The 25,112-nt window shown below is 65.7% G+C and carries 17 protein-coding genes; 8 read left to right on the plus strand and 9 right to left on the minus strand.

Annotated features, from left to right (window positions below; all coding sequences use genetic code 11):
- The first annotated feature begins 144 nt into the window (after positions 1 to 144).
- Positions 145 to 906: a glycosyltransferase family 2 protein gene (locus OKW44_RS22435; protein ID WP_018419909.1), complete on the plus strand. Its 762-nt coding sequence runs from the start codon at positions 145 to 147 to the stop codon at positions 904 to 906.
- A gap of 48 nt (positions 907 to 954) precedes the next feature.
- On the opposite strand, the gene dnaE is transcribed toward OKW44_RS22435, so the two are convergent.
- The gene (gene dnaE, locus OKW44_RS22440) at positions 955 to 4,521 is read right to left on the minus strand and encodes a DNA polymerase III subunit alpha (protein WP_026225685.1); all 3,567 of its coding nucleotides are present in this window, start codon (positions 4,519 to 4,521) and stop codon (positions 955 to 957) included.
- 303 nt (positions 4,522 to 4,824) lie between these two features.
- Between dnaE and OKW44_RS22445 the strand changes: the two genes are divergently transcribed.
- Both OKW44_RS22445 and gluQRS read left to right on the plus strand, forming a co-directional pair.
- Positions 4,825 to 5,688, plus strand: coding sequence for a sulfurtransferase (locus OKW44_RS22445; RefSeq protein ID WP_018419907.1), 864 nt, complete (start codon positions 4,825 to 4,827; stop codon positions 5,686 to 5,688).
- A 52-nt stretch (positions 5,689 to 5,740) separates the two neighbouring features.
- The gene (gene gluQRS / locus OKW44_RS22450) at positions 5,741 to 6,631 is read left to right on the plus strand and encodes a tRNA glutamyl-Q(34) synthetase GluQRS (protein WP_018419906.1); all 891 of its coding nucleotides are present in this window, start codon (positions 5,741 to 5,743) and stop codon (positions 6,629 to 6,631) included.
- 107 nt (positions 6,632 to 6,738) lie between these two features.
- Here gluQRS and OKW44_RS22455 read toward each other — a convergent pair whose 3' ends face one another.
- The 6 genes from OKW44_RS22455 to purT form a co-directional block, all read right to left on the minus strand.
- Positions 6,739 to 8,205 (minus strand): DEAD/DEAH box helicase, encoded by a 1,467-nt coding sequence (locus OKW44_RS22455; protein WP_026225684.1) that lies wholly within the window; start codon positions 8,203 to 8,205, stop codon positions 6,739 to 6,741.
- Between the two features lie 368 nt (positions 8,206 to 8,573).
- Positions 8,574 to 10,010: an aldehyde dehydrogenase family protein gene (locus tag OKW44_RS22460; protein WP_018419904.1), complete on the minus strand. Its 1,437-nt coding sequence runs from the start codon at positions 10,008 to 10,010 to the stop codon at positions 8,574 to 8,576.
- A 32-nt stretch (positions 10,011 to 10,042) separates the two neighbouring features.
- Positions 10,043 to 11,695, minus strand: a complete 1,653-nt coding sequence (locus OKW44_RS22465) for an acetolactate synthase large subunit (RefSeq protein ID WP_018419903.1) — start codon at positions 11,693 to 11,695, stop codon at positions 10,043 to 10,045.
- 258 nt (positions 11,696 to 11,953) lie between these two features.
- Positions 11,954 to 12,337 carry an MliC family protein gene (locus tag OKW44_RS22470; protein WP_018419902.1) on the minus strand — a complete coding sequence of 128 codons (384 nt, stop codon included), beginning with the start codon at positions 12,335 to 12,337 and terminating at the stop codon, positions 11,954 to 11,956.
- A gap of 115 nt (positions 12,338 to 12,452) precedes the next feature.
- A complete protein-coding gene (locus OKW44_RS22475; RefSeq protein WP_018419901.1) occupies positions 12,453 to 12,665 on the minus strand; it encodes a DUF6726 family protein in 213 nt (70 codons plus the stop codon).
- A 102-nt stretch (positions 12,666 to 12,767) separates the two neighbouring features.
- Positions 12,768 to 13,982: a formate-dependent phosphoribosylglycinamide formyltransferase gene (gene purT / locus OKW44_RS22480; RefSeq protein WP_018419900.1), complete on the minus strand. Its 1,215-nt coding sequence runs from the start codon at positions 13,980 to 13,982 to the stop codon at positions 12,768 to 12,770.
- Between the two features lie 247 nt (positions 13,983 to 14,229).
- On the opposite strand from purT, the gene OKW44_RS22485 reads away from it, so the two are divergent.
- Complete coding sequence (locus OKW44_RS22485; protein ID WP_018419899.1) at positions 14,230 to 14,766, plus strand: META domain-containing protein; 537 nt, start codon at positions 14,230 to 14,232, stop codon at positions 14,764 to 14,766.
- 112 nt (positions 14,767 to 14,878) lie between these two features.
- Complete coding sequence (locus OKW44_RS22490; RefSeq protein WP_018419898.1) at positions 14,879 to 18,940, plus strand: FtsK/SpoIIIE family DNA translocase; 4,062 nt, start codon at positions 14,879 to 14,881, stop codon at positions 18,938 to 18,940.
- Between the two features lie 104 nt (positions 18,941 to 19,044).
- Here OKW44_RS22490 and OKW44_RS22495 read toward each other — a convergent pair whose 3' ends face one another.
- Positions 19,045 to 20,436, minus strand: a complete 1,392-nt coding sequence (locus tag OKW44_RS22495) for a lactonase family protein (RefSeq protein ID WP_239499041.1) — start codon at positions 20,434 to 20,436, stop codon at positions 19,045 to 19,047.
- Positions 20,437 to 20,703: 267 nt separating this feature from the next.
- On the opposite strand from OKW44_RS22495, the gene OKW44_RS22500 reads away from it, so the two are divergent.
- On the plus strand, positions 20,704 to 20,856 hold the full coding sequence (locus OKW44_RS22500; protein WP_013088853.1) for a DUF3096 domain-containing protein: 153 nt from the start codon (positions 20,704 to 20,706) through the stop codon (positions 20,854 to 20,856).
- Between the two features lie 314 nt (positions 20,857 to 21,170).
- Here OKW44_RS22500 and OKW44_RS22505 read toward each other — a convergent pair whose 3' ends face one another.
- Positions 21,171 to 21,416 carry a hypothetical protein gene (locus OKW44_RS22505; RefSeq protein WP_026225683.1) on the minus strand — a complete coding sequence of 82 codons (246 nt, stop codon included), beginning with the start codon at positions 21,414 to 21,416 and terminating at the stop codon, positions 21,171 to 21,173.
- A gap of 244 nt (positions 21,417 to 21,660) precedes the next feature.
- Here OKW44_RS22505 and OKW44_RS22510 point away from each other — a divergent pair, with 244 nt between their 5' ends.
- Positions 21,661 to 23,550 carry a glycoside hydrolase family 15 protein gene (locus OKW44_RS22510; RefSeq protein WP_018419894.1) on the plus strand — a complete coding sequence of 630 codons (1,890 nt, stop codon included), beginning with the start codon at positions 21,661 to 21,663 and terminating at the stop codon, positions 23,548 to 23,550.
- Between the two features lie 179 nt (positions 23,551 to 23,729).
- Positions 23,730 to 25,007 (plus strand): polyhydroxyalkanoate depolymerase, encoded by a 1,278-nt coding sequence (locus OKW44_RS22515; RefSeq protein ID WP_018419893.1) that lies wholly within the window; start codon positions 23,730 to 23,732, stop codon positions 25,005 to 25,007.
- Positions 25,008 to 25,112: the final 105 nt, after the last annotated feature.

Genomic DNA, 25,112 nt, shown 5'->3' on the forward strand with positions numbered 1-25,112 from the left:
GGCCGGCGCTCGGCGCGCGACGGCATGCGCGCAACACCTGGCGGATCGGCGCCGTGGTGTGGGGCCGGATGAGATGTGTATACTCGCTGCTCGATTGCCGGGTCGCGACCCGCTCCGTCACTTCGTCCTCCACGCAACTCAGGTATGCAAGAAACCACTCTTGGCGTTGCCATCATCACCCGGAACGCGGCGGCGCGGCTGGCCGAATGCCTGCAGGCCGTGGCCTTTGCCGACCAGATCGTCGTGATCGACGGTGGTAGCACCGATGGCACCGCCGACATCGCTCGCGCGCACGGCGCTCGCGTCATCGAACAGACGGACTGGCCGGGCTTCGGCCCGCAAAAGAACCGCGCGGTCGATGCCCTGACGACAAGCTGGATCCTGTCGCTCGACGCCGACGAAATCGTCACGCCGGAACTTGCCGCATCGATTCGCGCGACGCTCGCCGCGCCCGCCGCCGACGTCTATGCGGTGGATCGTCTGTCGAGTTTCTGCGGTCACTGGGTCCATCACAGCGGCTGGTATCCGGACTGGATTCCGCGCCTCTTCAAACGCGGCACCGCGCGCTTCTCCGACGACCTCGTGCACGAGCGCCTCGTGTTCGACACGCCCGCGCAACGCCTGACCGGCAAGCTGATGCACTACTCGTACGAGGACTACGAGGGCGTGCTGCGCAAGCTCGACGCGTATTCGACGGCCGGCGCGCGGCAGCGTTACGAGGCCGGGCAGAAAGGCGGCATTCGCCTCGCGCTCGGGCGCGGCCTGTGGGCGTTCGTGCGGACTTATCTGCTGCGGCGCGGTTTTCTGGATGGCCGCGCCGGGCTGATGATCGCGCTGTTCAATGCGGAGACGGTGTACTACCGGTTTCTGAAGCTGGCGCGCCTGGAAAAAACGGGCGGGCGCTAAGGCCAGCCGATACACGCGGCACCGGCCCATCCACACCGCGGACCTCGCTCAATACACGATTTCGATCGAGCTTCCCGCAAACTCGCCGCGCAGCGCGGCGAGCAGTTCATCGGTCGGCTTCACGCGCCACGCGTCGCCCAGACGCATTTCGCCTTGCGCATGCTCGCTGCGATAAACAACCTGCACGGCGAGCCCGTTCGGAATCTGCACAGCTTGACGCTGACGGCCGCCGTCGCCGCCGAAGCCGCCACGCCCACCGCCATTGCCGCGCGGCGCGGCCGCCGGCGTGGCTGTGGCGGACGGCTCGTCCTTGCCGGCGGTGTGCGCTTCGAGCACCCGGCGCAATGCCTGCGCGTCCGCGTTGCCGTTCATCTGCACCTTCAGCGAGTCCGCGTAACGGCAGCGCGCGCGGCCGAGATCCATCACCGTTTCGACCGTGAAGCGGATGCCGCCCGTGAACGCGTCGTTGCGCGCCTGGCCCTGCACGACCAGCAGCTCGTCTTCCTTGAACAACTGCTTGTGCTCTTCGAAGACCTCGTTGAACACCGTCACTTCGCACTGGCCGGTGCCGTCGTCGAGCAGCGCGATCAGCATCTTGCCGCGCTGGGTCATCTGCGTGCGCAGCGACACGATCACGCCCGCGACCAGCTTGTCGCGCCCTTCCTTCAGTTCGCCGATCTTCTGGCGCACGAAGCGACGCACTTCGTCCTTGTATGCATCGAACAGATGGCCGGACAGGTAGAAACCGAGCGCGGCCTTCTCTTCCTGCAGCTTGCGCTTTTCCGGCCACTCCGGTTCGTCGACGAGTTCGTGGCCTTGCGACGGCGCGTCGCCCATGTCGAACAGGCCGGCCTGCAGCGCATTCGCCGCCGCCTGCTCGGCCGCTTCCATCGCGAGCGACACCGACGCGATCAGCTGCGCGCGGTTCGGATGCAGCGTGTCGAACGCGCCGGCGCGAATCAGCGCCTCGATCGTGCGACGATTGACGATGCGCCGATCGACGCGGTTGCAGAAATCGAAGATGTCGATGAAGCGGCCTTCCTCGCGCGCGCGCAGGATTTCTTCGATCGCGTTCTGGCCGCTGCCCTTGATCGCGCCGAGACCGTAGCGGATCGTGCGCGAGCGCTTGCCGTCGGCTTCGGCGACCGGCTCGAAGCGATACGCGGACAGGTTCACGTCCGGCGGCAGCACGGCCATCTTGTTCGCGAGGCAGTCTTCGAACAGGATCTTGACCTTGTCCGTGTCGTCCATCGCGAGCGACATGTTGGCCGCCATGAATTCGGCCGGATGGTGCGCCTTCAGCCACGCGGTGTAGTACGCAAGCAGCGCGTAGGCGGCCGCGTGCGACTTGTTGAAGCCGTAGCCCGCGAACTTCTCCATCAGGTCGAAGATTTCGTCGGACTTCTCGCGCGTGAGGCCGTTGGTGGCCGCGCCTTCCGCGAAAATTTCGCGGTGCTTGGCCATTTCCTCGGGCTTTTTCTTACCCATCGCGCGACGCAGCAGGTCGGCGCCGCCCAGCGAGTAGCCGCCGATGATCTGCGCCATCTGCATCACCTGCTCCTGGTAGACCATGATGCCGTAGGTCTCTTTCAGAACAGGTTCGACGCGCGGGTCCGGATATTCCACCACCTCGCGGCCATGCTTACGCGCACAGAAGCTCGGGATCAGGTCCATCGGACCCGGGCGGTACAGCGCGACGAGCGCGATGATGTCTTCGAAGCGGTCGGGCTGCGCGTCCTTCAGCATGCCCTGCATGCCGCGGCTTTCCAGCTGGAACACGGCGACTGTATTCGCTTTCTTCAGGATCGAGAACGACGCCGGGTCGTCGAGCGGCACCTGGGCGAGCGACCAGTCCTGCTTCGACGGATCGAGGCGGCGGATGTAGCGCTCGGCCCAATCCAGAATGGTCAGCGTGGTCAGGCCCAGAAAGTCGAACTTCACGAGGCCGACTGCTTCGACGTCGTCCTTGTCGTACTGGCTGACGACGCCGCTTTCGTCGCCCTGCGTGTACAAGGGGCAGAAATCGGTCAGCTTGCCCGGCGCGATCAGCACGCCGCCCGCGTGCATGCCGACGTTACGCGTCAAGCCTTCGACGCGCTGCGCGAGTTCGAGCAGTTGGTGCACTTCGTCTTCGTTGTCGAAGCGCTCCTGCAACAGCGGCTCTTCCTTCATCGCGTCGGCGATCGTCACGTGCTTGCCCGGCTTGAACGGAATCAACTTCGCGATGCCGTCCGTGAACATGTAGCCGAGATCGAGCACGCGGCCGATGTCGCGCACCGCCGCCTTCGCCGCCATCGTGCCGAACGTCGCGATCTGCGACACCGCGTTCGCCCCGTATTTCTCCTTCACGTACTGGATCACGCGATCGCGGCCGTGCTGGCAGAAGTCGATATCGAAGTCGGGCATCGACACCCGTTCCGGATTCAGGAAACGCTCGAACAGCAGGTTGTAGCGCAGCGGATCGAGATCGGTCACGCCGAGCGCATAGGCGACCAGCGAACCCGCGCCCGAACCCCGGCCCGGCCCGACCGGCACGCCGTTGTTCTTGGCCCAGTTGATAAAGTCCGCGACGATCAGGAAGTAGCCCGGAAAGCCCATCTTGATGATCGTGCCGCACTCGAATTCGAGGCGCTGGTAGTACGTCGGGCGTTGCGCGTCGCGCTCGGCCTCGTCCGGATACAACTGTTCGAGCCGCTTTTCGAGGCCCTCTTTCGACAGCTGCACCAGGTAGTCGTCGAGCGACATGCCGTCGGGCGTCGGAAAGAGCGGCAGCTTCGGCTTGCCGAGTTCGAGCGTCAGATTGCAGCGCCTGGCGATCTGCACCGTGTTCGCCAGCGCCGAAGGAATGTCCGCGAACAGCGTGGCCATTTCCTGTTGCGTGCGGAAATACTGCTCGGCCGTGAAGCGCTTCTGACGACGCGGATTCGCGAGAATGTCGCCTTCGGAAATACACACGCGCGCTTCGTGCGCTGTGAAGTCGTCGGGCGTCATGAACTGCATCGGGTGCGTCGCGACGACCGGCAGTTTCAGCGATGCCGCGAGCGCGACCGCCTGCTGCACGTACTGCTCGCCGCCAGGCTGGCCGTAGCGCTGCAGCTCGATATAGAAGCCGCCTGGGAACACCTTCGCCCAATGCTGCGCGTGGCGCTTCGCCGCCTCTTCGTTGCCGGCCGCCAGCGCGAGACCGATGTCGCCCTGCTGCGCGCCCGACAGCGCGAGCAGCCCTTCGCCCAGACCGGATTCGAGCCAGCCGGCTTCGATTTCCGCGCGGCCGCGATACTGGTTCGTCAGCGAGGCCTTGCTGAGCAATTCGCAGAGGTTCAGGTAACCGCGGCGGTCCTTGACCAGCAGCAGCAGACGGGAAGGCTTGTCGCGGTCGTCAGGATTGGTGATCCAGACGTCGCAGCCGGCAATGGGTTTGATCCCTTTGCCACGCGCTTCCTGGTAGAAACGGACGAGGCCGAACGCGTTGCCGAGGTCGGTAAGCGCGAGCGCGCCCTGACCGTCTTTGGCCGCCGCCGCGACGATGTCGTCGAGACGCACGATGCCGTCGGCAATCGAGAATTCGGAGTGAACGCGGAGATGAACGAAGCGGGGATCTGACATGGGCGACATTGTAACCCCACCCTTCCGCGGTTTTCAGGTCAAAACGGCGCGTTGGCGATCCGGCCAGGACGAGGTCGGAGCGAGCGCTGTTTGCGCTGGCGCAACTCGTTAGCCATTCGGCCAGGTCGGGGAAAATGCCGGGTTGAGGGATAATAGAGGTTTCGCCTCTCTCGACGTGGCCATTTAACCGGCAAACGCGCGGCAAACGCGCGCGAACCCGCGCGTCAAACCCCGGGTCTCATACGGGGCGCAACAGCGGCGGCACATTCCGCCGCCCCTCGCCACGCCGGCCATCTTTACCGCAGAACACACATGAGTATCGTCAATCTCGCCGCGTATCAATTCGCGACCATCGAAGACACCGCCGCCTGGCGCCCGTTCGTCACCGAACGCTGCAATGCGCTCGGCCTGCGCGGCACCATCCTGCTCGCGCCGGAAGGCATCAACCTGTTCATCGCCGGCACGCGCGAGAACACCGACGCATTCATCGACTACATTCGCCACGACGCGCTGTTCGAAGGCAAGTTCGCGAATCTGCAGTTCAAGGAAAGCCTGTCGGACAAGCAGCCCTTCACGCGCATGCTGGTCAAGCTCAAGCGCGAAATCATCACGATGAAAAAGCCGGCGATCCGCCCCGAGCTCGGCCGCGCACCGTTCGTCGACGCGCCGACGCTGAAGAGCTGGCTCGACCGCGGTCACGACGACGAAGGCCGTCCGGTCGTGATGCTCGACACGCGCAACGCGTTCGAAGTCGACGTCGGCACGTTCGAGAACGCGCTCGACTATCGGATCACGAAGTTCAGCGAATTCCCCGGGGTAATCGATAGCAACCGTGCCGATCTCGAAGGCAAGACGGTGGTGTCGTTCTGCACGGGCGGCATCCGCTGCGAGAAGGCCGCGATCCATATGAAGGAGGTCGGCATCGAGAACGTGTACCAGCTCGAAGGCGGCATCCTCAAATACTTCGAGGAAGTGGGCGGCGCGCATTATCACGGCGACTGCTTCGTGTTCGACTACCGCACCGCGCTGAATCCGCAACTCGAACCGACCGCGACCGCGCAATGCTTCGGCTGCCGCGCGGTGGTCACGCCCGAGCAACAGCAATCGCCGATGTACGTCGCGGGCAAGAGCTGTCCGGCGTGCCATCCGGACAGCAAGGCCGCGTGCGCCGCCTAATGACAGCCGGGGTGCCCCGCGACGCGGGCGCCGCACCTTTCGTCCCCAAACCATGACCTATCGCGGACGCTTCGCGCCGTCGCCGACCGGCCCGCTGCATTTCGGCTCGCTGGTCAGCGCGCTCGCGAGCTGGCTCGACGCGCGCGCGCAGCGCGGCGCGTGGCTCGTGCGGGTCGAAGATATCGACGGGCCGCGCACGGTGCCGGGTGCCGCCGAAGACATCCTCGCGACCCTCGAACGCTTCGGCATGCGCGCGGACGAAACGCCGGTCTGGCAAAGCCAGCGCATGGCGCGCTATCAGCACGCGCTGGAGCAGTTGAAATCGACCGGTCTCGTCTATCCGTGCGGCTGCACGCGCAAGGAAATCGCCGATTCGCTGCTGCACGCGCACGCGCGCAACACCACACTTGCCTACCCCGGCACCTGCCGCACGGGTCTGCATGGCAAGCCGGCGCGCGCGTGGCGCCTGCGCGTGCCCGACGGCGAGCCCGCCGTGATCACGTTTGACGACCGCTGGCAGGGTCCGCAGACGCAAAATCTCGCGACCGAGGTCGGCGATTTCGTGCTGCGCCGCGCGGACGATCAGTGGGCATATCAGCTGGCGGTGGTGGTGGACGATGCGGACGCGGGCATCACGCACATCGTGCGCGGCGCGGATCTGATGGATTCGACGGCGCGGCAGATTTATCTGCAGCGTTGTCTGGGTGTGGCAACGCCCGAGTATCTGCATGTGCCGGTCGTCACGAACGAGCACGGCGAGAAACTGAGCAAGCAGAACGGCGCGACCGCGCTCGATAGCGACAAGCCGCTCGAAGCACTAGGCGCGGCGGCACGGCATCTGGGACTGAAGTTGGGAAGCGAGCCGCCCACGACGCTGGAGCAGTTCTACAGCGCCGCGACCGCGGCCTGGGCAAAACGGATGAACATTCGCGCATCCCGATGATGCGCACGTGTGAAGCCTGCTGCGTTTTCCGAGACATCGAACCACGCGGCCCCACCGTTTTCACGCTCGAGGCGTTGCACCCCGAGCTCTGAACCCGACAGCCCGTCTTACGACGACGAAGGCGTCTTCCTCGGCATTCCGAAGCCACCGAGCAACGCTGCCAGTTGCCGCTTCGGCGCCGTCTTTTGCGGCGCGGAGTTCGACGCGGCCGTCTCCTCGATCTTGCGCACCGATGCCGGCGACGGCTCGTACGGCTTCAGGAAGAAATCGTCGACCGGTTGCGCGCGATGATGATGCGGACGGTCATACGAACCCGACGCCCCGCCCGTGCGACGGCGGCTGCGCTCGTCGCGCGATTCGCTGCGCTCGCGGCGCGGCGGACGGTCCTCGTGATGATGGCGCACCGGCGCCTCGACGGTCAGGCGCTGCAAGTCGAGCGGACGCTTGATCAGCTTCTCGATGTCGGCCAGTTGCTTGCGCTCGTTCGGGCTGCACAGCGACAGCGCGTCGCCCGATGCGCCCGCGCGGCCCGTGCGGCCGATCCGGTGCACGTAGTCTTCGGCGTTGAACGGCAGGTCGAAGTTGATCACGGTCGGCAGTTCGACGATGTCGAGACCGCGCGCGGCGACATCCGTCGCGACGAGCGCCTCGACTTCGCCGCGCTTGAACGCGTCGAGCGCCTGCATGCGCTCGCTCTGCGAGCGGTCGCCGTGAATCGCGGTCGCGACCACGCCGTCGCGTTCGAGGCTGCGCGCGAGCCGGCTCGCGCCGATCTTGCTGTTGCAGAACACGAGCACCTGCTTCAGGCCACGCTCGCGGATCAGCTGCACGACCGCGCCGGTCTTGTCGCCCTCGGCGACTTCATAGACGATCTGCGTGACATTGGTCGCGGTCGAGTTGCTGCGCGCCACTTCGATGGTCTGCGGGTTGCGCAGATACGTCGCGGCGAGCTTCTTGATTTCGCCCGAGAACGTCGCGGAAAAGAGCAGCGTCTGGCGTTCTTTCGGCAGCAGGTTCAGGATGCGCTGCAGGTCGGGCAGGAAGCCCATATCGAGCATGCGGTCGGCTTCGTCGAGCACGAGCATCTGCACCTGGCCCAGGTTCGCGCTTTTCTGCTGCACGTGATCGAGCAGACGGCCCGGCGTCGCGATCAGGATTTCGACGCCGCGGCGCAACTGGTCCGACTGCGGATTCATGTCGACGCCGCCGAACACGACCGCGCTGCGCAGCGCCGTATGCTTCGCGTATGCCTGCACGTTCGCGGCGACCTGATCGGCGAGTTCGCGGGTCGGCGTGAGGATCAGCGCGCGGACCGGATGGCGCGCCGGCGACGCGCTCGTACTGGCCTGCGGCAGCAGGCGCTGGATGATCGGCAGCGAGAAGCTCGCGGTCTTGCCGGTGCCGGTCTGCGCGGCGCCCATCACGTCACGGCCCGCCAGCACGACCGGGATCGCCTGAGCCTGGATCGGCGTCGGCGACGTATAGCCCGATTCCTTGACGGCTTTCAGGATGTCGGGCGCGAGGCCGAATTGATCAAAAGTCTCGGTACTGGGCGTGACGGCGGTGTCGGACATGGTGGCTTTCGCTAAAAATGCGCGTGGCGCGATGCGCGCGGCAGCGGTCGGGACCGCGGAGGGCATCATGATGAAGGCGGAGCCACGTCGTTCCGCGCGAGACCCGTCTGAGTTCGGTTAATGCGGCCGGCTCCGGCTGGCGGAAACACCCGCCGAAAGCCGAGCATTGTAGCACTTCAGCAAAAACGCTCGTGACGGCTGGCTGGCTGGCGGCTCGCGGCCGTTGCTTCGGTCGCAGCGTAGTGCGCACAGACGACAGTGGCGTGACAGCCTGGCGCTTTGGCGCGCGGCGTTTGTCAGCCGTCCCCGCGCCCGCACTGGCCCCAATTGCGAACGGTCGCCCGCCCCCGCTCACGTGAGATCGCCTCTCACCACGTCTCGCGCATCACCATCAGCCGCAGCTCCGTCATATCCTCGATCGCGTAGCGCACGCCCTCGCGCCCGAGCCCCGAATCCTTGACGCCGCCATACGGCATGTTGTCGACGCGGAACGACGGCACGTCGTTGATCACGACGCCGCCCACTTCGAGCGCGTCCCACGCGCGATGCGCATGCGCGAGCGAATCGGTGAACACGCCGGCCTGCAGGCCGAAGTCGCTGTCGTTGACCTGCGCGAGCGCCGCCTCGAAATCGTCGAAGCGCTCGAGTATCGCAACCGGCCCGAACGCCTCCTTGCGATACAGATCGGTGTCGCGCTTCACGCCTTCCAGCAGCGTCGCCTCGAACATCGCGCCGTCGACCTTGCCGCCCGCGACGATCTGCGCGCCCGCCTGCACCGCCCCTTCCATCCAGCCGGCGAGCCGTTTCGATTCCGATTCGGAGATCATCGGCCCGACGAAGGTCTTTTCGTTCTTCGGATCGCCCATCACGAGCGACTTCGTCTTCGCGATCAGCTTCTCGCGCAGCGCGTCGTATACGCTCGTGTGCGCGAGAATCCGCTGCACGCCGATGCAGCTCTGCCCCGACTGATAGAACGCGCCGAACGCGAGCCGGTCGACCACGTAGTCGAGCTTGCCGCCCTGGTCAGCGTCGACGATCGCCGCCGCGTTGCCGCCCAGCTCCAGAATCACCTTCTTCTTGCCGGCTTTGCGCTTCAACTCCCAGCCGACCGCGGGCGACCCGGTGAACGACAGCAGCTTGAAGCGCTCGTCGGTCGTGAACAGGTCGGCGCCGTCGCGATGCGCGGGCAAAATCGAAAACGCGCCCTTCGGCAGATCGGTTTCCGCGAGAATTTCGCCCATGATCAGCGCACCGACCGGCGTGCGGCTCGCCGGCTTCAGCACGAACGGCACGCCGGCCGCGATCGCCGGCGCGACCTTGTGCGCGGTCAGGTTCAACGGAAAATTGAACGGCGAGATGAACGAGCACGGCCCGATCGGCACGCGCTTCACATAGCCGTGATACCCGTTCGCACGCGGCGAAATCTGCAGATTGACGATCTCGCCGTCGATACGCACGCTCTCCTCCGCGGCGACCTTGAACGTGTCGATCAGACGCGTGACTTCGCCCTTCGAATCGTTGATCGGCTTGCCCGCCTCGATGCACAGCGCGAGCGCGAGTTCGTCGTAGCGCTCGCGAAAGCGCTTCACGCAGTGCTCGAGCACCGCCTGGCGCTTGAACGGCGGGTAGGCTCGCATGGCCGGCATCGCATCGACCGCGAGGCCGATCGCCTTGTCGATCGCGGCCGCGTCGGCCATGGCGACGCGCGTGGCGACTTCGCCGCTGAATTTGTCGGTGACTTCGAGATCGGTGTTGGCCGCCACAGGTTCGTTGGCGAGGTAGTACGGATAGGTTGTCTGCAACATGTCGCACTCTCCTTGATTCGATGCACGCAAGCTCAAAGCCGCGCGGACAGCCGCTTGATCTCGCGATTGAGCACGCGCTCGTTGTCCGAATAGTCGATCGGCAGGTCGATCACGTGCACGCCCGGCGTCGCGAAGCACTCGCGCAACAGCGGCGCGAACTGCTCGGCCGCCTCGATCCGATGACCCTGCGCGCCATAACTTTGTGCATAGGCGACGAAATCCGGGTTCGCAAGCGTCATGCCGTAGTCCGGGAAGTTCATGTTCTCCTGCTTCCAGCGGATCATGCCGAACGCGTCGTCGCGCAGAATCAGGATCACCAGATCGAGCTTCAGCCGCACCGCCGTTTCGAGCTCCTGCGAATTCATCATGAAACCGCCGTCGCCGCACACGGCGATCACCTTGCGCTCCGGATGCACGATCTTGCTCGCGATCGCCGACGGCAGCCCCGCGCCCATCGACGCCAGCGCGTTGTCGAGCAGCAGCGAATTCGGCTCGTGCGCGCGGTAGTAGCGCGCGAACCAGATCTTGTACATGCCGTTATCCAGACACACGATGCCGTCGACCGGCGTGGTCTCGTACACGTCGTTGACTATCCGCACCGGGTACATCGGGAAGCGGTCGTCGTGCTGGCCCTTCACCAGATGCGCCTCGAAGTGCTCCTTGATCTCCTTGAAACGCGTGAAGTCCCAATGCTCCTGACGCGTCTTCAGGCTCTCCTTGAGCTGCCACACCGCGTTGGCGATATCGCCGACCACTTCGATCTGCGGGAAATACACCGGATCGACTTCGGCGCCGAGGAAGTTCACGTGGATCACGGTCTTCTCGCCCGCCTCGCCGCTGCGCATGAAAAACGGCGGCTTTTCGATCACGTCGTGACCGACGTTGATGATGCAGTCCGCGTGCTCGATCGCGCGGTGCACGAAGTCGCCGTCGGAGAGCGTCGCGTTGCCGAGCCACATCGGATGCGATTCGTCGATCACGCCCTTGCCCATCTGCGTGGTGAAAAACGGAATGCCGATCTGGTCGACGAACTCGCGCAGCATCTTCGTCGTGGTCTTGCGGTTGCCGCCCGCGCCGATCATCAGCAGCGGATGCTTCGCGGCGGTGATCGCCTCGACCGCGCGCGCGACTGCCTTCTCCTCGGCGACCGGGCGGCGGCTGTAGCTCTTCGGAATCGGCTTGCCATCGCCCTCCTCGTGCGCAACGTCCTCGGGCAATTCGAGGTGCGTGGCGCCCGGGCGCTCCTCCTCGGCGCAGCGCACCGCCTCGCGCACCGTCGCCGGAATATTGCCGATCGACACGATCTGCCGTGTGTACTTGGTGAGCGGCTCCATCATCCGCACGACGTCGACGATCTGGAAGTGCCCCTGCTTGCTCGACTTGATCGGCTTCTGGCCCGTGACCATCAGCATCGGCATCCCGCCTAGCTGCGCGTAGGCGGCCGCGGTCACGAAGTTGGTCGCGCCGGGGCCGAGCGTCGCCAGACATACTCCCGTGCGGCCGGTGAGCCGCCCGTAGGTGGCGGCCATGAAGCCGGCCGCCTGCTCGTGGCGCGTGAGGATCAGACGGATTTTCGAGCGGCGCAGCGACTCGAGCAGATCGAGATTTTCTTCACCGGGGATGCCAAACACATACTCGACACCTTCGGCTTCCAGCGATTTGACGAACAGGTCCGATGCTTTCATTGAGGGTCTCGCTTGATGACTCGGGAAACGGACAATCGAAGACGACAACGACGGCTGCGCGCGAAACACCGCACCGCGCGCGCGGCATGGCAAACGGCATGGCGAACGCCATGCCGGACAGCTTACTACTCGAACGGAAACGATGCGCGCGAGCGCACGAGGCGGCGCGGGGGGACAGGAAGCCAGGCGCGAGAAGAAGCAGGCGGCGGTAGGGGATGAAGCCGCCGCATGAGGCGCATGTGTCCGCCGATCAGCAAATCAGCGAATCACGGTCACGCAGTCGGAGAGAATCGGCGGCGCGTTCTCGCCGCTCGTCAGGTCGTACAGGTTGGCGCGCGGACCCTTGGTCCACCACGTATAGCTGCCAGCCTGGTACTTCGCACCGGACGCCGAGATCGTGTTGACGAACAGCATCGACGTGCCTTTCACCGGCAGCACGGCGAAGCTCTGGCCGTTCCGCGCGTTCCAGTAGGTGACTTGCAGGATCTTGCCGGTCGCGCAGGTGTATTTGCGCGTCTGGTGGTTCTTGCCCTCGAAGTGCTTGAACTGCAACGGCGCGGCCGATGCGCCGCCGGAAGATGCCGCCAGCCAGGCCACCGTCGATGCTGCCGCCGTGAGGATTGCAACACGCCATGTCTTCATCGAACACCTCGATTGTTGCGGGGGTCAGGCAGGGAGGGCAACACCGGCCGCGACGCCGAGTCACGGCCGAGTCACAGGCCGCTCATGGGCGATTCACGGACAGCTCAACGACGCTTCAAGGATCGATCACGTCGGCACACGCATCGGTCGGCGCAGCGGCGACGTGGCCGACCACCGGCACGATCTTCAGTCCCGCCGAAGCGATCCGGCACGGCGCGGCCGCGAGCCCGCAGCCGCTGATGCCGGCGCACAGCGCGAACGCCACGGCGAGTGCGCCGACCCGGCGAAGCGCGCCGCGCCATGGAGTACTGCGCGATTCAAGCGCCATACGATCCTCTGATCTCTTTGCTTCGATAAGCCGGAAACAAATGCCGCGGGCTCTTTCGTGTGCGTCCCGCACACTTTTGCGCCACGCGTCGCCGCCTGCCCGCTACTTCGCCGACACCGGCCGCACTGCGGCCGCCGCCTGGCTGGCACGCGAGCGCGCTTCCCCGATGTTCTCGCCGGTCGCGAGCGCGACGCCCATGCGACGTTTGACGAAGCTTTCCGGCTTTCCGAACAGGCGCAGATCCGCATTGGGCACCGCAAGTGCGGCCGCGACGCCTTCGAACGCGATGCCGGCCTCGTCGCGACCACCGTAAATCACCGCCGACGCGCCCGGAGCACGCGGCGACGTATCGACCGGCAGGCCGAGGATCGCGCGCGCATGCAGTTCGAACTCCGAGAAGCGCTGCGAGCACAGCGTGACGAGCCCCGTGTCATGCGGACGCGGGCTGACTTCCGAAAACCATACGTCGTCGCCGCGCACGAAAAGTTCCACGCCAAAGAGGCCTCTGCCGCCGAGCGCCGCCGTCACCTTGTGCGCGATCTCGCGCGAACGCTCGAGCGCGAGCGGGCTCATCGGCTGCGGCTGCCACGATTCGACATAGTCGCCCGCGACCTGCACGTGGCCGATCGGATCGCAGAAATACGTGCCGACCGCGCCGCTCGCCGGGTCGATCGCGCGCACGGTGAGCTGCGTGATCTCATATTCGAAGTCGATGAAACCCTCGACGATCACGCGTCCGAAATTCACGCGGCCGCCCGCCATCGCGTACTGCCAGGCGGGTTCGACGTCGGCGTCGCCGCGCAGCACCGACTGCCCCTTGCCCGACGACGACATCACCGGCTTCACGACGCACGGATAGCCGACCTTCGCGATGCCCGCGCGCAGCTCTTCGAGCGAATCGGCGAATGCGTACGGCGAGGTCGGGAGACCAAGCTCTTCCGCAGCGAGGCGGCGGATGCCTTCGCGGTTCATCGTCAATTGGGTGGCACGCGCGGTCGGGATCACCTCGGCGAGCGCCTCGGCTTCGATCGCGGCGAGCTCGTCGGTGGCGATTGCCTCGATTTCGGGGACGATCAGATGCGGGCGCTCCTGCTTGACCAGCGCGCGCAGCGCGGCGCGGTCGGTCATGTCGATCACGTGCGCGCGATGCGCGACCTGATGGCCCGGCGCGTTCGGGTAACGGTCGACCGCGATCACTTCGACGCCCAGCCGTTGCAGCGCGATGATCACTTCCTTGCCGAGCTCGCCGGCGCCGAGCAGCATCACGCGCGTCGCGGATTCAGAAAGGGGGGTGCCGATCCGTTGGCCGATCTGCATGGGAACTCCAGATAAAAGTCGGGATGAGGGTGGGATTGGATAGACCGTGATGTTAACATGCGGGCCCCTTGCCGCGCGGCGCTCAGGGTGCGCTTTGGGTGCGCTCGCGAGGCCGTGGCAGTCGAGCGGAACCGTGCCGCCGCGTCGACGTTCGCAGCCGCGATCACGTCACCGCGAGCATCGCTCGCGCACGACAAGCTTAGTACGTTACCCTTACGCCTTCGCCAGTTTGAACAGGAACGACGCCATGCTCATCCGCTCCCGCCCGCGACGTCTTGCGCGCTTTACTCCATGCCTGCGCACGGCCGTCGCCGCGTTGAGCGTCGCCGCGCTGCTCGGTGCCTGCGCGATGCCGAAGCATCCGGACGCGTCGGCGCCGCCGCCCGATCCGTTCAATCCCGCCGCCGCGCAACTGCTCGACGACACCAGCTGGGTGCTGAGCTCGTGGAAGAACGCCGACGGCACGGCGCGCGCGGTGCCGTCGGAGGATCAGAAGCCGCTCACGCTGACGTTGTCGACCGAAGGCGGCCGGCGTCACGCGAGCGGCTTTTCCGGCTGCAACCGCTTCATGGGTTCGTACATGCTGAAGGACGGCAAGCTGAGCTTCGGTTCCCTCGCCGGCACACGCATGGCGTGCGTCTCGCCGGGCGGCGACATCGAGAAGCCGTTCCTCGACGCGCTCGAGCGCATCGATCGCACCGGCGTGCAGATGCGAGCGCCGCAACAGATGCAGTTGATCCTCGACAACGGCGACACCCTGATGTTCGATCGCAGCGACAAGTGATGCGAGTTTGCGCCGCGTTCGGGATTCGCGCCGGCCTTCGAAGCCGCGCGCTGCGCCGTTTAAACTCGACGGATTGCGCTTGCGCGCGCTCCGTCATTCGTAGATGTCTGGTATGCACACGGTAGTTTTCGGCTGGTTCGGCGGGTCGGCCGTCTGGTTCATTCCTCTTTTGTGGCGCCTCGTGAAGTCGATGCTGCCGGGCGGCGCGGGTCTGCGCGGCCCCGGCACGATCCGGCTGTGGCTCGGCTTCGTCTGCGTGCTGATCGCGAGTTGCACGCTCGAGGGCTCGCTGATCGGCATCGCCGGCATCAATGGTTTCGGTCATGCGCTCGCCGCGGCGCTTGGACATCTGCTCGGCCATGTCGGCACTCCGCTCGCGGCGCTCGCGCTGCTCGTGATCAGCCTGCCGTGGCTCGTCGACTTCCGCTGGAGCGACGTCGCCGTTTGGGCCGACGGCGCGTTCGGCCTCGGTCTGTCGCGGGGACTCGCGAAGCGCGACGAGGATGCGCGCCGCCACCGCAGCGTCGACGACGGCGCGCCGTCGCATGTGTCGCCCGCTACCAACACGATGGCGCCGCGCAATAGCAAGGGTCGCTACGCGCGGCCCACGGTGTGGCGTCCGCCCGTGAGCGGGCGCGGCGCGGGCTCCGCCGCTGCTGCCGGCAACGCGGCGGCTGGCATCGCAGGTAGCAAGGACCCTTCCGCACGTGGCCTCGGCGCAAGGCGAGCCGATGCGGCCGCTGACGCGGCGCGCGGGCCGGTCAAGCAGACCGAGCCGGTGCTACGCACGGGGTCGAGCGCGTCGCCGCGCCCGGCAACGTCGACGGCAACGCAGGCGCTGCATGCGGGCAAGGCTGCGGACAGATCCGCCGCACCATTCGTGCCGACCGAGCCGGTCGCGCCGGCCGGCTGGCTGCGCACGACGGAGCCGCGCGCGGCGACGGCGGCGGCATCGCTGGGCGCGGCGGGTGCATCGGCCGCATCGGGTATGCCGGCTCGTGATGGCGCTGCGCAGGCCGGGCGGCGCTCGGTCGGAGATCAGCGTGCGGCCGCGTCGTTCGGCTCCAGTGCCGCGTTGGCGGCGACGGCCGCCAACGCGGCCGGCGTGTCGGCGCGAGCGGCACAGGCAATGGCGGGCCGCGCCGCCGCGTCGGGCGCCGGTATCGGCATGGCGGCGGGACCGATGAATGCCGCGGGTCGCGCAAGCCGCCCGTCGTCGCTGCCACGTCCGGACGACGGCAGCGCGCCGCTCAATCGCGGCGCGACCCCGCGTCAACCGTTCCCGGCCGCTTCGCGCGCCAACGGTGTGACCTTGCCGTCGACCGTGCGCCGGCCTACACCGAACTTCACTGGAACGACGACGAACGCGTCGACGGTCGCGCCGCCCGCGAGCGTCGAGGAAACGCTGCGCACCATCGCGGAAAACGCCGCGCGCTGGACCGACATGGCCGGCGTGAGCCTGGCGCGCAGCCGTGGCACCGATGGCGCGAAGCTTGGCGATGCAGAGCGTGCGTCGACGACGTTCGATGTGGCACCGCCGCAGCGGGACGTGCTGCCTGTCGAAAACGGCGAGACGGTTGCGGCGCCGCAGGCGCAGAACGTGGAGAGTTCGGCGCGGATGGTGTCGCCGGCGCAGTCGCAGCAAGAAGCCGCACCAGTCGAGTTGCCGGCTGGGCGTGCGGTGGTCGAGTCCGAGAGGTCGGTCGAGGGCGGCAACGAAGCGGTTGCGCAATGGCCGACCGAACCACCGGTCATTCATGCGCCGCTTACGGCTGCGCCGCAGACGACGACTGCAATCGAGTCGGTGGCCGAGGTGGCTGCTGCGGCTGTCGAATCCGCGGTTGTCGAGCCATCGGCATCCGCTGTGGCTGAGCCTGCCGCCACGGAACCCGCCGCAAGCGCGCCGCAACATGAGCCGCCGACGGCGACGCCATTCGAGCGCTTCGCAACCGGCCTCCGGGACGATGCTTCGCAAGAAGACGCACCGGCGGTCCAAAACGATTCGACGCAGACAGCAACAAATACCAGCGTCCCGGCATCGCAGACGGAGGAATCCGCGCGAACCGTCGAACCGGCCACCGCCGACACCGCGACGCCTTTGCAAGCGCTGGCTCCGGCAGCCGAAATCGTCATCGACAAGACGCTCGTGCCTTGGGAGAGCAAGCTCGGCCCCGCCGCGGCTCAACGCGCGGCCGCATCGGCGGATTCGCCGCAGACGGAGGCCGCCGCGCCGTCGAGCGCAAGCGTGCCGCCGTGGTCCGGCGCGGCGGTCTCGGAGCTCGCGAGCGAAAGTGCGCAGTCAAGTGAGCCCGCGACGTCGCACGCCGCTGCCCTGCTCGCTGTGAACGAGCCCGCAAACGACTCGCCGTCGTCGACTTCGACGAGTGCGGCGAACCTCGCTATGCCGGCAACCGCACCGGCCGTCGTCTCGAACGTAGTCCGTTTCCCGGGCTTCGCCGCGCCGGCGACCAGCATCGAGCCTTCGGTCGGTGCAAGCGCGACGCCTGTCGCGAACGCGCCGGCCGTCGAATCGTCGCCCACGCCGTCGCCCACTTCGTCGTCTTCACCCGCGCTAACACCGCAACCGCAGGTCCAATCCGCCGATCAACCCACTGCCGAGCCCGCCGCCCGCCCGCCGCTGCCCGGCCACGCGCCGGTCAACGGCTTCGAGTTCCATGCGCCGGCCGCATCGATGGTCGAACTGCCGACGCTCGATCTGCTCGCCCCCGCCGATGCAGACATCGAACCGATCCCGGACGAAAAGCTCCGCGAAACCGGCCAGCTAATCGAGCAGCGCCTGCAGGAATTCAAGGTGCCGGTGACGGTGGTCGGCGCATCGGCGGGTCCGGTCATCACACGCTTCGAAGTCGAACCGGCGCTCGGCGTGCGCGGCAGCCAGATCGTCGGTCTGATGAAGGACCTGTCGCGCGGTCTCGGTCTCACGTCGATCCGCGTGGTCGAAACGATTCCGGGCAAGACCTGCATGGGCCTCGAACTGCCGAACGCGAAGCGCCAAACGATCCGCCTCTCGGAAATTCTCGAGGCGAGCGTCTACCAGAACTCGCACTCGCAACTCACGCTTGCGATGGGCAAGGACATCACCGGCCATCCAGTCATCGCCGATCTCGCGAAGGCGCCGCACATGCTGGTGGCCGGCACGACCGGCTCGGGCAAATCGGTCGCGATCAACGCGATGATCTGCTCGCTGCTGTTCAAGGCGACGCCAGAGGAAGTGCGCCTGATCATGATCGACCCGAAGATGCTCGAACTTTCGGTCTACGAAGGCATTCCGCATCTGCTCGCGCCGGTCGTCACCGACATGAAGCTCGCGGCCAACGCGCTGAACTGGTGCGTCGGCGAAATGGAAAAGCGCTACCGGCTGATGTCGGCCGTCGGCGTGCGCAATCTCGCCGGCTTCAACCAGAAGATCCGCGACACCGAGGCGAAGGGCAAGAAGCTCGGCAACCCGTTCTCGCTGACGCCCGATGCGCCCGAGCCGCTCGCGCCGCTGCCGCTGATCGTCGTCGTGATCGACGAGCTCGCCGACCTGATGATGGTCGCCGGCAAGAAGATCGAGGAGCTGATCGCGCGGCTCGCGCAGAAGGCGCGCGCGGCCGGCATCCACCTGATCCTCGCGACGCAGCGGCCGTCCGTCGACGTCATCACCGGTCTCATCAAGGCGAACATTCCGACGCGCGTCGCGTTCCAGGTATCGTCGAAGATCGACTCGCGCACGATTCTCGACCAGATGGGCGCCGAGTCGCTGCTCGGCCAGGGCGACATGCTGTTCCTGCCGCCGGGCACCGGCTACCCGCAGCGCGTGCACGGCGCGTTCGTCGCCGACGAGGAAGTGCATGCGATCGTCGAATATCTGAAGCAGTTTGGCGAGCCGCAATACGAGGAAGGCATTCTCGACGGCCCGGCCGCCGATGGCGGCGCGGCCCAGGACCTGTTCGGCGAAGCGCCGGATGCGGAAGCCGATCCGCTGTACGACGAAGCGGTCGCATTCGTCGTACGCACGCGGCGCGCGTCGATCTCGTCGGTGCAGCGGCAGTTGCGCATCGGCTATAACCGCGCGGCGCGGCTCGTCGAGCAGATGGAGACGGCCGGCCTCGTGTCGGCGATGAGCATCAACGGCAGCCGCGAAGTGCTGGCGCCGGGACCGGCGGAATGAGCGCACGGTGAATCGCTAACCGGGTCGGCGATGATCCGGAAGAAAAAACGGACAGCCTCACGGTGTGAGCTGTCCGTTTTTCATTTACCCGCGCATGCCGCGCATCACGACGGTGATACCAGCTTGAAGTCGACTGGCGAGCCGAGGTCGAAATGCTGCTTCGGATTCGGATCGAGCAGCCCCGTCTGCTGATCGCGCTTGAACACATAGACCGTGTCGCTCAGCTGATTGCCGACGATCAGCCAGTTGCCGGTCGGATCGATGGTGAACTCGCGCGGCGATTTGCCGAGGCTCGACTGCCGGCCGATCTGCTTCAGGTGTCCAGTGGCGGGATCGACCGAGAAGATCACGATCTCGTTCGCGTCGCCGCGATTGGATGCATACACGAAGCGTCCGTCCGGCGACATATGGATCGCCGCCGCGCCCACCTTCCCCTTGAAGTCAGGCTCGCTCAATGGCAGCGTCTGCACGAGCTTCAGCCTGCCGTCGTGGTAGTCGAACGTGCTGACGGTCGCCGCGAGTTCGCTCGTCAGATATGCGTGCTTGCCGTCCGCGCCAAAGATCAGATGGCGCGGACCCGTGCCAGCCTTCTGCTGCGTGTAGCCCCAGTCCGTCGCGACGAATGGGCCCGCGCCGGCGCTGCTCTGCGGCGCGTAGCGGTACGAGTACAGCTTGTCGGCGCCGAGGTCCTGCGCGAACAGATAGCGGCCGTCAGGCGAGAACACGGTCGAATGCACGTGCGAGTTGTCCTGCCGCCCTTTCACCGGACCGCCGCCCTCGTGATGCACGGTCTGCACCGAGGTGCCGACTTGGCCGTTCGCCTGCAGCGGAAACACCGCGAAACTGCCGCCCGGATCGGGCGCGACCGAATAGTTCGCGGTCAGCAGATACCTGCCGTCCGCCGAGATGCTCAGATAGCACGGATCATTGCCGTCCGACGACACCTTGTTCAGAAACGTCAGCTGCCCGCGCGCGGCATCGAAGCCGAACGCGCTGATGCCGCCGCGCTGCGTGGCCGGGCCGTTGTCACCGGGCAGTTCGTTGACCGAATAGACGAAGCGGCGGTCGCGGCTCACGACCAGAAACGACGGATTGACCGTCTGCGCGACCGACACCTGGGTCGCCGCGCCGGTCTTCGTATCGAAGCGAAAGACGTAGATGCCCTCGCTCCTGCCGCTGGTGTAAGTACCGACCAGCATCGTATAGACGCCGTCCGCGGGGACCGGGCCAGAATCTTGCGCATCCGCGTGCGAAGCAACAATCGAAACCATGAGCGCGAAACCTCTTATTATCGAACGGGCGGCCCGCAACCGCGTTGGCCGCGTTGCGCGCCGGGCGATGCTTTCCGCCGTGCAATCCGCGGCAGATGGAGCGGCGCGGTCAGCGCCAAGCGGACGGGAACCCTGAAAGGCAACACTCGCAAGAGCAGACGTAAAAACGGAAGTCGGAACTGGGCGTACGGCAATACGCCCGACGGCACGGCGACTGTGAAGCATGAGACCTCCTCGACATCGATTGTCTGGTACGGGCTCGCGTATGAGCCGGGGTACGAGCGGTTGCAACGGTGTCTGGTCTGCCGCGCCGCGAATCGAGCGTCGTTCCACGTTGTTGTTGTCGAAGTCAGTATAAAAGCGTTGGGTCGGATCATGCAGTGAATCCACCGCGGCGGCACGGTCTGCGCCGGCGGCTCTGGTCCCGCGCGGCGGGACGTTTTTCAATCGTTTTCTCAATCGCGCATCACGCGTCTCAACCACGGAGTCTCCATGAACGTCACTCTCAGCCTGGGCCCGCTCGTTTCGCTGATCGCCGGCATCCTGATCCTGATCATGCCGCGCCTGTTGAACTACATCGTCGCGCTTTACCTGATCATCATCGGCATCATCGGGATCTTCGGCGTGGGCTCGTCGCATCTGTGAGCGGCAGGCGCCGCGACGCCGGGCGTGAGATTTGCGTCCGGTATCGAGGTGGTTTCGCACGAAGGGAAGGTTCGCTGGGTGCCAGTGCCACTCGCCCGTGTGAGAGCGCGGCAAATGTCACGCCGTGACATATGCGGGAAGCGGGCATCGCGCGCAAGATGGACGCGCGCGACCGCCCGCGCCACGGGATCGACCTGACGCGATCCAGCGTGAAGAGACGGATAGGAGATGCAAAGGCGCGGTGCGAAGGGATGCGGCGAATGGCCGGCGCGGATACGCCAGGAACCTGCGCTACGAACGCTCGGCCCTACCGCTCAACCGTTCGCCAGCTGTTCGAGCCGCAGGCGCCCCTGCAACGACAGCGCGCCGACCGCATAATGATCGGCATCCTGCTGATAGCGCCGGAAGCAGGCCCGCTCGACCAGGAAGGAGGCGGCAGCCAGCAAGTCGTTGCGGCTCAGGCCGAGCCGGCCATGATCGAGCGGCAGCATGGAGTCGCCGGCAAGCTGGCTGGCGGCCGAGAGAATCGTGATGCAATCGGATTTCGAAGGGTTCAGCATGGCTTTCGTCCTCGGAAACGGCGTCTGCATGCGCCATGAGCAAGGCCGATTCGCAGTCCGGCAGCTCGCCGGACATCGGCATGAAATTTGATTGTATGCATGGATTTGACAATTTTCCAACCCGCGTTTTGCCGTACTGTGCGGTGAACCAAACACTGCCGATCATGGTCCGGTAATAACACCCCCTCGAAGCGCGGCTGCTGTCGCCGTCCGTAATAACGACTCGTTTTCCGACACGCTTTCCATGCCTGCATACATCGAAGACTACGCACTCATCGGCGATGGCCATACCGCCGCGCTCATCTCCCGCGAGGGTTCCGTCGACTGGCTCTGCTGGCCGCGCTTCGACTCGGGCGCCTGCTTCGCCGCGCTGCTCGGCACGCCCGACAACGGCCGTTGGCTGCTCGCCCCCGCCACCGAGGGCGAGCATGCCGCGCCGACCATCACGCGGCGCTATCGAGGCGAAACGCTGATCCTCGAAACCGACTTCGAAACGCCCGACGGCGCCGTCACGCTGATCGATTTCATGCCGCCCGGCAACGGCTGGTCTGAGCTGATCCGCATCGTCGTCGGCAAGCGCGGCACCGTGCGCATGAAGATGGAACTCGTGCTGCGCTTCGACTACGGCTTCTCGATTCCGTGGGTCGACAAGCTCAAGCACGACAGCGGCATCAAGGCGATCGTCGGCCCCGACAACGCGGTGCTGCGCACGCCGGTCGAGCTGCACGGCGAAGACATGAAGACCGTCGCGGAATTCACGGTAACCGAGGGCGAGCGCGTGCCTTTCTCGCTCGCGTACGCGGCGTCGCATCTGCGCATTCCGCCCGCGCGCGATCCGCACACGTCGCTCGCGCGCACCGAGAACCACTGGCTCGAATGGGCGGCGCGCGGCACCGTCGAAGGACGCTGGGCCGGGCCGATCCGCCGCTCGCTGATCACGCTGCGCGCGCTCGCCTACGAGCCGACCGGCGGCATCGTCGCGGCGCCCACCACGTCGCTGCCCGAGCGGCTCGGCGGCACGCGCAACTGGGACTACCGCTACTGCTGGCTGCGCGACGCGACCATCACGCTGCTCGCGATGATGCGCGGCGGCTACTACGACGAAGCGCGCGCCTGGCGCAGCTGGCTCGGCCGCGTGATGGCGGGCGCGCCGGACCAGTTGCAGATCATGTACGGCATCGGCGGCGAGCGACGCCTGCCCGAATCCGAAATCGACTGGCTGCCCGGCTACGAGGGCGCGAAACCGGTGCGCATCGGCAACAACGCGGTCGGGCAGCGTCAGCTTGACGTCTACGGCGAGGTGATGAACGCGCTGCATCTCGCGCGCGTCGGCGGCCTGCAGGCGGACGTCACCGCGTGGAGCGTGCAGCGCGCGATGCTGGAGCACCTGACAAAGATCTGGCGCGAACCCGACGAAGGCATCTGGGAGACGCGCGGCGGCCCCGAGCATTTCACGTTCTCGAAGGTGATGGCGTGGGTCGCGTTCGACCGCGCGATCCGCTCGGCCGAAATGTTCAAGCTCGACGGCCCCCTCGACGAATGGCGCGCGACGCGCGACACGATTCACGCCGAGGTCTGCGAGAAGGCATGGAATCCGGAGCTCAACGCGTTCTCACAGTACTATGGCAGCGATCAGCTCGACGCGAGCGTGCTGCTGATGCCGCTGGTCGCGTTCCTGCCGCCGCAGGATCCGCGCATCAAGGGCACGGTCGAGGCGATCGAGCGGGACCTGATGCACGGCGGCTTCGTGCTGCGCTACCGCACCACGGAATACGACGACGGCTTGCCACCGGGGGAAGGCACCTTTCTTGCTTGTTCGTTCTGGATGGTGGATAACCTTGCGCTGCAGGGGCGCGTGCAGGAAGCAACCGAGATGTACGAGCGGCTGCTCGCGCTGTGCAACGACGTCGGCCTGCTGTCCGAGGAGTACGACCCGGTCGATAAACGTCTCGTCGGCAATTTTCCGCAGGCGTTCTCCCACGTGGCGCTCGTGCACACCGGACTGAACCTGATGAAGCACGAGCAGGAGATGGCGCAGGCGACCGGCCATCCGGCGCATAACGGCATCCGCGCGACGGAGCTTGAGGTTCAGGCAAGCCCTGATAGCGGCGGAGCAGCATCGCCGTTAGCATGATGCCGTGACAATTTGCGTACACTGAATGCGAATATTGTTGCATTGCACAAATTTGCCTTGTTCGATATCATCGATCTGTCTGTCGGCCGACAATAATGTGCCTACAACCACAATGGCCCGCCGCAACGCCCCACGCGTGTTTGCGAAGCCCAATGCGAACCGCTTAAAACGGAGCAAACATGCTCTATCAATTTCATGAATTCCAACGGGCGATGTTGAGCCCCCTCACTGCCTGGGCTCAGGCTGCATCGAAATCATTTGCGAATCCGGCCAGTCCGCTAGCCTATGTGCCGGGCGCCACGCGCCTTTCCGCCGGCTACGAACTGCTTTACCGGCTCGGCAAGGACTACGAAAAGCCCGAGTTCAATATTCACCAGATTGTCAAAGACGGCCATAACATTCCGATCGTCGAGCAGACATTCATCGAAAAGCCGTTCTGCCGTCTGATGCGCTTCAAGCGCTTCGCGGATGACAGCGAAGCTGTCAGCCAATTGAAAGACGAACCGGTCGTGCTCGTCTGCGCACCGTTGTCAGGACACCACGCCACACTGCTACGCGATACCGTGCGCACGTTGCTGCAAGACCACAAGGTCTACATCACCGACTGGCTCGACGCGCGCATGGTGCCGCTAGAAGCCGGCTGGTTCGGTCTGAACGACTACATCGCGTATATCCAGGAATTCATTCGCCATATCGGCGCGAAGAATCTGCACGTGATCTCGGTGTGCCAGCCGACCGTGCCGGTGCTCGCCGCCATTTCGCTGATGGCGAGCCGCGGCGAGGACACGCCGCGCACGATGACGATGATGGGCGGCCCGATCGACGCACGAAAGAGCCCGACCTCGGTCAATTCGCTGGCCACGCAGCACTCGTACGAGTGGTTCGAGAACAACGTGATCTTCACGGTGCCGCCGAACTATCCGGGCGCGGGCCGCAAGGTCTATCCCGGCTTCCTGCAGCACACCGGTTTCGTCGCGATGAATCCGGAGCGTCACGCGGCGTCGCACTGGGATTTCTACCAGAGCCTGCTGCGCGGCGACGAGGACGACGCCGAAGCGCACCGCCGCTTCTACGACGAGTACAACGCGGTGCTCGACATGGATGCCGACTATTACCTCGACACGATCCGCGTCGTGTTCCAGGAATTCCGTCTTGCCGAGGGCACGTGGGTCGTCAACGGCGAACCGGTGCGGCCGCAGGACATCACGACGACCGCGCTGTTTACGATCGAAGGTGAACTCGACGACATTTCCGGCGACGGCCAGACTTACGCGGCGCACGACTTGTGCAGCGGCATTCCGGCGAAGAGCAAGCGTCACTTCACTGCGGAGAAATGCGGCCACTACGGCATTTTCTCGGGCCGCCGCTGGCGCACGATCATTTACCCGCAATTGCGCGACTTCATTCTCGAGCACAACAAGGCGGCAAAGACGGCGAAAGAAAAAGTCGAAGCCTGAGCATTAAACTTGCATTAGCATATAAAAAGCCAACGGTCCCGTTCGAGGCCGTTGGCTTTTTTATCGCGCTTTGTTCGTGATACTGATTTTTTGCCGCAGCCCGTG

Source organism: Paraburkholderia lebeckiae (assembly GCF_050436325.1).
GTDB lineage: Bacteria > Pseudomonadota > Gammaproteobacteria > Burkholderiales > Burkholderiaceae > Paraburkholderia > Paraburkholderia tuberum.